We start from the raw sequence: 11725 nt of genomic DNA on the forward strand, positions 1-11725 counted from the left end.
ACTGCAGGCGTTGAGCGGGCAGAAGTTTGCCCTGAGCGAACACCCGGATGCGAGCCTTAATCGCGAATGGGTGATAGTGGGCGTCAGCCACACAGGCGAGCAGGGCAATGCGGCGGAAGAGGACAACAGCAGCCGCGGCACCACTTACAGTAATGAGATAGTGGCAGTGCCTTCCTCCATGCAATGGCAAGCGGAGCCGAAGGCCAAACCGCAGATGGCGGGGCCGCAGATAGCGACCGTGGTGGGGCCGAAGGATGAAGAGATATTTTGTGACGAATACGGCCGGGTGAAGGTGCAGTTTCCCTGGGACAGATATGCCAAGGGTGACGAGCACGGCAGCTGCTGGATACGGGTCAGCCAGGGCTGGGCCGGTGGTCAGTATGGCTTTATGGCGCTGCCACGGATAGGGCATGAAGTGATAGTGTCGTTTCTGGACGGCGACCCGGACCAACCCATCATCACCGGCCGGGCCTACCATGCGGTGAACCAGGTGCCTTACGCGCTGCCGGCCCACAAGACCCGCACCGTGCTGAAGACCCAGAGCCACAAGGGCGAGGGCAGCAACGAGCTGAGGTTTGAGGATGAAGCGGGGGAAGAGGAGATTTACCTGCACGCGCAGAAAGACCTGAACCTACTGACCGAGAACGACAGACACGAGCATATCAAGCACGACAGCCACCTGGATGTGGACAATGAAAGGCGCAGCCGCATCGGTGGTAACGACCACCTGACGGTGTTGGGCGAGTCCCGTCAGCAGGTAACAGGCGACAAGAGCCTGATAGTGGATGGCAGCTTACATCTAAAAGCCGGCTCCGTGTGGGTCAATGAAACCGGTGATGAAATTCATATCAAGGCGGGGCAAAAGGTGGTGTTGGAGTCTTCCTCTGAAATCACAGTCAAAGCCGGTGGCAGCTTCGTCAAGGTCGATCCGGCCGGGGTGCATCTTTCCGGCCTAGGGATCAACCTTAATGCCGGCGGCGGCGCGGCATCAGGCAGTGGTTATGGCGGTAAAGCGCCGGAGCTTCCGGGAGAAGTGGCCGCTGCCGAGCTTCCTAATCCCTTACCTCTGCAATTGGCTCCCGCCAGCATGGAAATGCTCTCCTACAACAATGTCGCCGTGGCTCGCTTGTGCCAAAAGCAAACCGATGGCAGTTGTCCTCTGGAAGATTGCCCCTGCTTGAAGCACAAGGGGTAATGGGCCATGAGTGAATTACTGCCTGAATTGGCCGGTGTCGAGTATTGGATGCTGACCGACAAGATTCGTTATCCCAATGTGATGCAGCTGGCTTATCAACATGAAGCGGCTCCCGAATTGGCCGATCTCTTCATCAATAGTCCATTTGCCTACCTGATGCCACAGAGCCCTGTCATCTTTCGTTTGTGCCACGACAGCAGCCTGTTGCCCATATGGCAAAATGACTCCCTCTGGCGCAGCTCGGCGGTGATTTTTGCCAGCCAGACCGGGGCGTTCGACACACTGAAACAACACTTGCTGGCCCTGTTACAACCCAGGATCCTGGGGCGCCAGACCATCTTCAGATATTACAGCAATCAAACGCTGGACCCCTTGTACTCTGAACTGGATGCCGATGACAGGGACACCCTTCTGGGGCCTGCCTCGGCGCTTTGCTGGACCTCCCAGCAGGGCGAACTCAGGTCTCTGAAACACACACCCAAAGCCGTTGAAAGCTATAGCTTTAATTCAGCCGTTTTTAGTAAATGGATTTAGTGAAATGAATCATAAAGATAACTTGGCACTTAGGGCCTGCCAAAACGTCCAGGATGAATGCCTGAGAATGTTGGCCGACTATCACAAAATGGATTATGCCGAATTGGCGAACATGAATACTCTGGAGCTGCAGAATAAATTCATCAGTTGGAAGTATGAAGTCGTACCTATTGACGTCAACAAGCATCTGCCTACCGTTACGCCTCCAGAAGATGGGGCCTGTGGAAAAGGAATTACAACCTGTGAAGGTGCCTATGTGGAGTATGAAGACGTACTCTATGTGCCAAATCATCCAAAGGATGGGAAGCGCTATTGGTATGCTCTGACCTCTGAAGCGTTAGAAAGACTCAAGCAAGAAAGACAGCATTTGCAGCTCAGTGACATGGATATCAATGCGCCCGACTTTAATGAAAAGATGCTGCAAAAGCTCAATGAGCTTGGGTTGCTCTCTCGTTATGACTATTTACCGTATGAGATATTTCTTTCTGATGCGGCAGATAAAGAAAGGTACAAAACATTATGGTTGCTCAAATGGACCCAAGGGCTGGGACTCTGGGTAAAGGCTGAACTTAATGAGTTGGATGATTATGCCCGCAGCGTAGGCTTTGAGTTGCTGGCTAAACATTCTTTTATCAAGAGTGAGGTTGAGTTGCGCGTAAGAGCGGCTAATCATTACCCATCAGGCTCTTTGGATAGCTTGAATACCCAATATGTCTTGGGCGAGGCCAGAAAAAAAATTGAATTAGAACTGAAAGAATATGTGTTGGCTGAATGCAAAAAGCTGGAAGATAAAGCCAAAAAACAGGCCAATGGTTGGGAAACCGATGATGGCACTAAGTTTATTTATGATGAAAATTTAGATTATTTTACCAGTGATAAAGAGAAGAATGTAGGCCTCTATGTCAGCAGTCTGAAACGCACTTTGGGATTTGAGTATAAGTCATTAACTTCTCAAAGTAATGGTGAGGCTGCAAAGACGTTAAGCTATTTTTGGGGAGAAGAGTTCTTTCAGTATGATGATATTTTTAATGAGTCAGAAATTTCCAGGTCTAAATTAAGTAGTCTTAGTGGTTCTTTAGGCTATGATACTAGGAAATATGGTTTTTACTGGAATCTTTTGATGTTTAATCTTTCCGGTATGGTCCTCAAGGAACAATGTCTTACATTAGAAGAGTTGAATAACAATAATCTATATAAAGAGATGTTTTCTTCATATAGACAGTATTCAAAAAAATATAATGCTGTTATTAATGTTCGGCGTTCATCATTTTTTGGCGATGATGAACTGAATAATGAACAGGTAGAACTTCTTTTTGAACTGTTACAGAAGGATCGAAAACAAAAGCATTTTGAGCAATCGGATGACTATGTCTGGCTCAAGGCTCTCATGGAGAGTGGCGGTTTTCAGTGGGGCTATTGGGATACGGTAGCTCTGGATATTAAGCTGGATGCTTTTTGGGAGAAGCAAGTTAAAGACCTACGGCAGATAAAACTGGAATCCATTCCGGATTTCTTTGAAAAACCCTTGTTAATCAAGAAAGCCTGTAAAGTTCGAATGGATTACTGGAAGGCGCTTGCAAACTCCAGAGCTCAAAAGGGCGATGTGAGTAATATCAGTAAGAAAGTCAACAAGAAATCCTATTCAGTGCTTTGGAATTTTGAAGACTGGAGACCTGCCGTAAAACACCCGGGCATGATAATGAATCTGCCTGATAACAATGATCTCAGGGTTGTTGAATGTTATCTGCTCTCAGAAGGAGGTGAAGGTACCCCTTTCTACCTCAGAACCCCATCTTGGTTGCTACCCGCATCCTCGGAAAAGCACCTGGTTAGTTCAGGCAAGGGGCATGTTAAAGACATTTCTCAGCGGGTGGCCTTATCAGCCTCAACCAAAGCGGTTGAATCCAAGGAGGAGCGTGACGAATTAAATGCGGCTGAAGCGCAGCAGAAAGAACCTACGCTGAACCAATTTCCCAAGGATGTGGCTGAGACAGTCAAACAGACAAAAGTCCGACTGCCTAAAGATGCATACAAGAAGTTTATGAATCAAATTTCTGAGAATAAACAACTTTCTCTTGATATGTCCTTGATTCATTTTCAAAATGAGCATTCTTTACTGGGCAAGGATTGGGCCTACCAATCCAACACCAGTATGGATGGCTATACTGTTTCCGCCGATGCCCAACTTATGCGTTTCACCTCATCGGCAACCACTTCTTTAACGGCTCCGGGGTTGGCTATCCAAGGTTCTGAAGTAGCCAAAAGACTCAGTGGAGACACTGCGCTTAATCTATCTCTGGATCTGGCCAGAGCACAATTGGGTTTCAGTGCCTGGTTTCCTTTGGGAAACAAGGCTCCCGGGAACGCTTATGTGCCTTATAACCCCATGCCAGTGAAAGGGTTACAGCTTGATTTTCCCTATATTGCGCGCAAGTCAGGTAGTGAAGTCAAGCAACTGTATCAAGCCGGTGAAATTTGTTTTTGGCTACAGGTAACCACATACGGCCTTATAGCAGCCAGTTTGAATTTGGCTACAAACATCAGCATAGGTTCCAGTTCAGATAAGAAAGAGATAGGCGTTAGAGGCTCGGCATTTCGGCCATCGGGTTATAATCGTTCGAAAATAAAGGCCGAGGGGCCAGAGAATGTTATAGAAGGGGCCGCCCAGGCAGGAGCCACTGCGGAACTGTTTGCCGGTGCAGAAGTCGGCGGCACGGTAACAGGAGAAGTTCATTGGAAACCCCCTGTGTCTTCCGATGTTCTTGATAAGAAGCAAGAGAAGGAAACCAAAGAAACGAAGCAAGATAAGGAGCAATTAAACACCAATCAGTGGCGAAAACTCGGTTCAATAACTGCCGGCGGCGCAGTTGGGATAGGTCTTGGATTCGAGGGGACATTTCGTCTAGGCTATGATGCGGGTTGTTTCTTCTTGGTTGTCGGCGCCAAGGTCGTTTGTGGCCCTGGGGTAAAGGGCAGCTTGAATATTGCAATCGACCCTTTCAGTACAGATCTTTTTGTTGGCTGCTTGTTGAACATGCTAAAGCAGAGCGGCTTTAGTCGTTTGGCCGTCTTTGACGATGAAGACTCCAAGCTTTTTTATATACTCAACCAAAGATTGACCTTGGCAATCGCCACAGGGCTCAGTCTGGCCGATATATTACTATTCCCTCCCAGGGTTTACGCAGATTGGCTGCATAAGTCGACTCAGGAAGATTATGCGCCTATCATCGCCGACCGGATTCTGGAAGCTAGGTTACATAAGAAAACTCGGACTTGGCTGAAGGATTCTCCTCCGGAAACCTTGGCTGCCTTATTCGATACCTTAATAGCATCCCCGGGAGGAAATCGCAGTGGCACTCAGGCCGAAGCACTGCTGTTTATTATGCAGCAACTGCAACCAGGAGACGATACAAGGGAGGTTGTATTGCGCCGCCGCCAATTTACCAAGGCACTGGAGTTAATGGGAGTGAAGGAGGGCCAGGAGGCGGCCTCTTATCTCAGGCGATGGCAAAGAGTACTCGATAGCTGGTTAAAGTTGGCTCACTTTTTCTCCAAGATTGATGCTCAAATAGGAGAGGATAAGATAGAGAAAATAAGCTTTAGCTTTAATGAATATACTGGTGCGCTTTGTAGTGGGATGTGTTGGTATTCCAACGAATGGGATGAGCCAGGGTTAGGTCGTGATGGCAAACCAAAGGTCAACCGTAAGAGTGCCTATGGCTGTTATTTAACCCCCGAAGGGTTACAGGCCATGGTCGCTGCCCAAATAATTGATCCAGATAGCCAAAAATACCGGACTTTGCAAGAATCCGTCATCGAGGCAGAAAACTTGGCCAGGCTTGAACGCGGGCGAGATGGCACGTTCAAGCAAAGAACTTGGAGCTTGACTGAGTTGGATACCCTGCTTCCCCCTTCCAGAACAAAGAAAATAGAGGGCTTGTTTTGATAGTGCAAACTCAAAGTTCAAAATTTAATAAAACCCATAAATTAATTATTGCAGCACTGGTGTTATCGATATGTTTGCTCGGGCTGTGGCTATATGGCGGCCAGAGTGCACAACCCAGTCCCCATGCTGCGATTATTGATAATGACGAGTTACTGGCTTTGGCAGCCGAGAGTCAGCCCAATCCGGATATCTATGCCAGTAGCTTGGTCAAACCCGGTGATCCTTTATTCAAAGGTTTATATGAGTTGCAGTCGCTGAGAAAGGATTTGGCCGCAGAGGCACTCTTGCCGCTGGCCGAGGCAGGCAACAGTGATGCCATGTTATGGTATGGCATGACAGTCTTACGACTCAGTGTTCTGTCTGGTGGAGACAAATGGATCCATGATGCTGCTATGGCCGGAAACCCCTATGCGATGCGGCGCTTGGTACCGGCGGGAGAAACCCTGCAAAACTGTGAGTGGTATTTAGGTAAATACTGCGACGACGCCTGGGCGGATAAGGCGCGGGAAGCTTTCCAGCAGCGCTTGCAAGCCAATCCAGATGATATGCTGAGTCGTTATGCCGCCTCCATTGATGCCGACAGGGCAGCTGAAGCGGCCAAGCAGAAGTATTATGCCCCTATGGTCAAGCAGGCTCTTAGGTATGCTCGGGCTTATGAGGGCGGCAAGCTCAGTGAAGCCGATGCTGCCAAGGTGGTGACTCTACTCAAAATGGCGGCTAACGATAACTTTGCACCGGCAATGGATATGCTGGCAGGGTCTTTTTACAAAATTATCGGTTTTGAGATGGCTAATTTTTATGCCAAAAGAGCATTTCATTTGGGTTTTAACTCTATAGATGCCATTATCCACGTGAATAGGAAAGAGTGGCTTAAAGGAACGAATCGAGATGAAATGCTGGTCGCTTTATCCTATATATATGCCGCTGAAAAGTATTATAGAGAAAGTAATGTCGACTTTATGATTATAAAAAGCCTTGATAAGGGGGGCGCACCTGTAAGTGAAGCCGAAGTTTCAGCTGCTAAAGAAAAAGCCAAAAAAATCATCTCAGAAATAACACCGGTTATTTATATCGATGCAATTTACGATGTGGAAGCCTATCACTAGCAGAGGTAAGCATGGATGCGACTGTAGGCACAATTATAGAAAGGTTCGAAAAAATCTCTGAAAAGAAGAAGCGGGCCGGGTTACTGTTGCTGGCGGTAGCCACGTTTGCTGCTCTTTTAGTTGTTTTTATCTACTTATATATCAACAGGGATCTTAGCTATTCGCATCAACCCATTCTTGAAAGTAAGGAGCTCTTGGCACTTGCAGCCAAGAGTCAGCCTAATCCAAACATCTATGCCAGTAGCTTGATTAAACCCGACAATCCCTTATTTTCCGGTCTTTATAAGTTGCAGTTACATCAGGATAGAGCGGCCAGTGGCGAACTGGCAGCCTTTGCCAATAGCGATAATCTAGAGGGAATGTACTGGTATGGTCTGGCATCATTGGGGCTGAATATACTCAGTTCTGATGCGCCGAGTATGATAGAGCTGTCGGCCAAGCTGGGTAATCCTTACGCGATGAAAAAGCTTATTCCTACTAAAGATAAAGAAAATCCCTGCCACTATTACTTGGCGGGGTATTGTGATCGGAGTTGGGCGGATAAAGCGCAGCAAGCCTTTGAAGAAAGAATAAAAAATAATCCGACAGATGTGCTGGCTCGTTATGCTGCTTCAAAGGCTTTGGATAGGGCGGCTGAGGCAGCAAAGGGTAAATACTATGCGCCGTTAACCAGTTTAATTCGTATATATGTGAATGAAAGTGAAGTTCATATTCTTTCAGCTGAGGAAATTCGTCAATTAGCACAATTATTGACATTGGCAGCAAACGATAATTTCGTACCCGCAATGCGTTTATTAGCTGTTCGCACTTTTACTGATACTGTCGGTTACAGTAAATCAATTTTCTGGGCAGAAAAGGCTATGCAGCTCGGAAGTGATTCTACTAGCTCAATATATTTTAGAAATAAGGAGATGTTTAATAAGACATCTGATCGAAATTATCTTCTACGCGTACTTCCTTATGCATATGTTTCGAATGACTATTTTGGTAATAAGACTGTATTAGACTTGCTGAATCATGATGTGAGTAAAATAGATAGGCCATTTGTTGAAGTTGAACTGGTTGATGCCAAGGATAAGGCGAAAAAAATCATTGAAGAAATAACACCAGTGGTATATATCGATGAATTATTCGATCATGATTATTATCATTATTATTGAGCCTATTATCTGTAGATGAGACAACAAACTGTTAAGTCTAAATTGGATGCTTTTAGTGTTTCATTGCGAACAACCGGAACACTGGTGTTATCAATATGCTTGTTCGGGCTGTGGCTATATGGCGGCCAGAGTACACAACCCAGCCCCCATGCTGCGATTATTGATAATGACGAGTTACTGGCTTTGGCGGCCGAGAGTCAGCCCAATCCGGATATCTATGCCAGTAGCTTGGTCAAGCCGGGCGATCCTTTGTTTGCCGGTTTAAAGGCGTTGCAAGAGGGTAAGGATGATATTGCCGTTGAGGTTTTCGGTAAGATGGCCGAGGATGGAAATACAGATGCGATGTTATGGTATGGGCTAACCAATATGGGCGCCGGTGTATACGGTACAGCCTCGGCTGTAGAGTGGATTAATAAAGCGGCTCAGCAAGGAAACCCCTATGCGATGCGGTGCTTGGTACCGGCGGGAGAAACCCTGCAAAACTGTGAGTGGTATTTAGGTAAATACTGCGACGATGTCTGGGCGGACAAGGCGCGGGAAGCTTTCCTACAGCGCTTGCAAGCCAACCCCGATGATGTACTGAGTCGTTATGCAGCCTCCATGAATGCCGACAGGGCGGCAGAAGCGGCTAAGCAGAAGTATTATGCCCCTATGGTAAGTCTGGCATTCGATTATGGTCTAGCTTACGAGGCTGGTAAACTCAGTGAAGCCGATACAGCTAAGGTAGTGACTCTACTCAAAATGGCGGCTAACGATAACTTTGCACCGGCAATGGATATGCTGGCGGGTATTTTCTATAAAGTTATCGGCTTTGAAATGGCCAATTATTATGCTAAAAGAGCATTTCATTTAGGTTTTAACTCCTCACGTTCAATTATTCACGTGAATAGGAAAGAGTGGCCGAAAGGAACGAATCGAGATGAAATGCTGGTCGCTTTATCCTATATATATGCCGCTGAAAAGTATTATAGAGAAAGTAATGTCGACTTTATGATTATAAAAAGCCTTGATAAGGGGGGCGCACCTGTAAGTGAAGCCGAAGTTTCAGCTGCTAAAGAACAAGCCGAAAAAATCATCTCAGAAATAATGCCGGTTATTTATATCGATGCAATTTACGATGTAGAAGCCTATCACTAGCAGAGGTAAGCATGGATGCGACAGTAGGTACAATCATAGAGAAATTTGAAAAGATCTCTGCAAAGAAGAAGCGGGCCGGGTTACTGTTGCTGGCGGTAGCCACGTTTTCTGCTCTCTTAGCAGTTTTTACCTACCTATATATCAACAGAGATCTTAGCTATTCGCATCAATCCATAATTGAGAGCCAAGAACTCTTAGACTTGGCGGCTAAGAGTCAACCAAATCCTGATATCTACGCAAGTAGTTTTATTATGCCAGATGATCCTTTATTTACTGGAATATATGCATTGCAACTTCGTAAACGTAAAGTCGCTGCTGAAGCGCTTGCTCCTTTAGCTGCAAAAGGAAATATTGAAGCCATGTATTGGTTGGGATTTACGACTTTGGGGTTGAATATACTTAGTTCAGATGCACCAAGTTTGATTGAGCGCTCAGCTAAGCTTGGAAACCCTTATGCAATGCGTAAGTTAATTCCAGCAGGTATAACACTTAGAGATTGTGAATGGTATTTAGAACAATACTGTAATGATTTATGGGCTGAGAAAGCACAACGTTCCTTTGAAGAAAGGGTTAACAATAATCCAAAAGATGTGCGAGCTCGTTATGCTGCCTCAAAAGAGTTAAATAGAGTGGTTGAGGTAGCAAAGAGTAAATATTATGCACCAATGGTTGAGCAGATTAGTGTATACCTTAATTCTTTTGAAAGGAGACAAGCTCCAAGCGAGGAGGACTCACAGAAATTGGTTTCACTTTTAACCATGGCTGCAAACGATAATTTTGTACCTGCCATGCGGATGCTGGCATCTGTGTTTAACAATGAAATTGGATATGAAAAAGCTATTTTTTGGTCTGAAAAAGCTATGGGGTTAGGTAGTAATTCTGCTGTTTCAATATATTTCAGAAACAAGGAGCTTTTTGATGAAAGTTTGGATAGGAGGTATTTGCTAAATTCACTTCCTGCGGCATATGTTTCAAAGGAATATTTTGGTGATGAAGCATTTTTGTTTTTTATTGAAAATGATGCGGTTAGAATTAACGAGCCAATTACAGATAATGAGAAAGTTGAGGCGAAAAAAATGGCTGGAGATATTGTTGAAGGAATGAAACCAGTTGTGTATATTGATGAAATATTTGACATTGATACCTATGGTCGTGGTATGTAGTTAATTTTTTAAATACTCCTGCTTGAATTAATTTTAGTGATCATGATGGGCAAAGTCATGGATTTTACAGTAGGCACAATCATAGAGAAATTTGAAAAAGTCTCTGCAAAGAAGAAGCGGGCCGGGTTACTGTTGCTGGCGGTAGCCACGTTTTCTGCTCTCTTGGCCGTTGTTATCTATTTATATATCAACAGAGATCTTAGCTATTCGCATCAACCCATTCTTGAAAATAAGGAGCTCTTGGCACTTGCAGCCAAGAGTCAGCCTAATCCGGACATTTACGCCAGCAGCGTGATTAAACCCGACAACCCCTTATTTTCCGGTCTCTATAAGTTGCAGTTACAGCAGTATCGTGCCGCCAGTGGTGAGCTGGCGGCCTTTGCCGTTATGGACAACCCCGAGGGAATGTACTGGTATGGCTTGGCATCCTTAGGGCTGAATATACTCAGCAGTGATGCGCCGAGTATGATAGAGCTGTCGGCCAAGCTGGGTAATCCTTACGCGATGAAAAAGCTTATTCCTACTAAAGATAAAGAAAATCCCTGCCATTTTTACTTGGTGGGTTTCTGTGATCGGGGTTGGGCGGATAAAGCCCAGCAAGCCTTTGAAGAAAGGGTAAAAAATAACCCAACAGATGTACGGGCTCGGTATGCTGCTTCAAAGGCGTTGAATAGAGCGGCTGAGGCAGCAAAGGGCAAGTACTATTCGCCTATGATTGAACAGATTAATGTATATTTTAATTCTTTGGGAAAGGGGAAAAATCCAAGTGATGCAGAGGTGAAGGCGCTGGTTTTACTTTTGAATATGGCAGCAAATGATAATTTTGTCCCGGCGATGCAGATGCTGATAGGTGGCACATTCGATAACACTATCGGTTATGAAAGAGTTATATTTTGGTCTGAAAAGGCTATGCTGCTCGGAAGTAATTCTGTCAATTCAATATATTATGCAAATAAGAAGGTGTTTAAAAAGACATCTAATAGAGAATATCTGTTAAAGTCATTACCAGCGGCATATGTTTCGAATGACTATTTTGATAACGATAGAATGTTACGCTTTTTGAAAGATGACGTTAGTAAAATAAATAAGCCATTTACTGAAGCAGAATTGATTAATGCCAAAGATAAGGCGAAAAAAATCATTGAAGAAATAACACCGGTGGTATATATCGATGAGTTATTCGATCATGATTATTATCACTATTATTGAGCCTACTATCTGTAGATGAGACAACAAACAGTTAAGTTTAAATTAGTTGCTTTTAGTGTTTCATTGCGAACAATCGGAACACTGGTATTATTGATATGCCTGCTCGGGCTGTGGCTATATGGCGGCCAGAGTACACAACCCAGCCCCCATGCTGCAATTATTGATAATGACGAGTTACTGGCTTTGGCAGCCGAGAATCAGCCCAATCCGGATATCTATGCCAGTAGCTTGGTCAAGCCGGGCGATCCTTTGTTTGCCGGTTTAAAGGCGTTGCA

The 11725-nt window shown here is 45.4% G+C and carries 9 protein-coding genes; all 9 read left to right on the forward strand.

What is annotated here, in order from left to right; translation table 11 throughout:
- Nucleotides 1–1195 (forward strand): type VI secretion system Vgr family protein (locus CBE72_RS10355; RefSeq protein ID WP_157929062.1); only part of this gene is annotated, 1195 nt, incomplete at its 5' end.
- Between the two features lie 6 nt (nt 1196–1201).
- Nucleotides 1202–1729 (forward strand): DUF4123 domain-containing protein, encoded by a 528-nt coding sequence (locus CBE72_RS10360; RefSeq protein ID WP_100143477.1) that lies wholly within the window; start codon nt 1202–1204, stop codon nt 1727–1729.
- A gap of 4 nt (nt 1730–1733) precedes the next feature.
- Nucleotides 1734–5675 carry a hypothetical protein gene (locus CBE72_RS10365; protein WP_157929063.1) on the forward strand — a complete coding sequence of 1314 codons (3942 nt, stop codon included), beginning with the start codon at nt 1734–1736 and terminating at the stop codon, nt 5673–5675.
- Nucleotides 5672–6781 (forward strand): hypothetical protein, encoded by a 1110-nt coding sequence (locus CBE72_RS10370; protein WP_100143479.1) that lies wholly within the window; start codon nt 5672–5674, stop codon nt 6779–6781. Before CBE72_RS10365 ends, CBE72_RS10370 begins: the two co-directional genes overlap by 4 nt.
- A gap of 11 nt (nt 6782–6792) precedes the next feature.
- The gene (locus tag CBE72_RS10375) at nt 6793–7941 is read left to right on the forward strand and encodes a hypothetical protein (protein WP_100143480.1); all 1149 of its coding nucleotides are present in this window, start codon (nt 6793–6795) and stop codon (nt 7939–7941) included.
- A 15-nt stretch (nt 7942–7956) separates the two neighbouring features.
- The gene (locus CBE72_RS10380) at nt 7957–9078 is read left to right on the forward strand and encodes an SEL1-like repeat protein (protein ID WP_157929064.1); all 1122 of its coding nucleotides are present in this window, start codon (nt 7957–7959) and stop codon (nt 9076–9078) included.
- Between the two features lie 11 nt (nt 9079–9089).
- The gene (locus CBE72_RS10385) at nt 9090–10241 is read left to right on the forward strand and encodes a hypothetical protein (protein WP_100143482.1); all 1152 of its coding nucleotides are present in this window, start codon (nt 9090–9092) and stop codon (nt 10239–10241) included.
- 57 nt (nt 10242–10298) lie between these two features.
- Entirely contained in the window at nt 10299–11450 is a 1152-nt protein-coding gene (locus CBE72_RS10390; protein ID WP_157929065.1) for a hypothetical protein, read from the forward strand.
- 15 nt (nt 11451–11465) lie between these two features.
- The coding region (locus CBE72_RS10395) for a hypothetical protein (RefSeq protein WP_157929066.1) at nt 11466–11725 on the forward strand (260 nt) is incomplete at its 3' end.

This window comes from Shewanella carassii (assembly GCF_002777975.1).
Classification (GTDB): domain Bacteria; phylum Pseudomonadota; class Gammaproteobacteria; order Enterobacterales; family Shewanellaceae; genus Shewanella; species Shewanella carassii.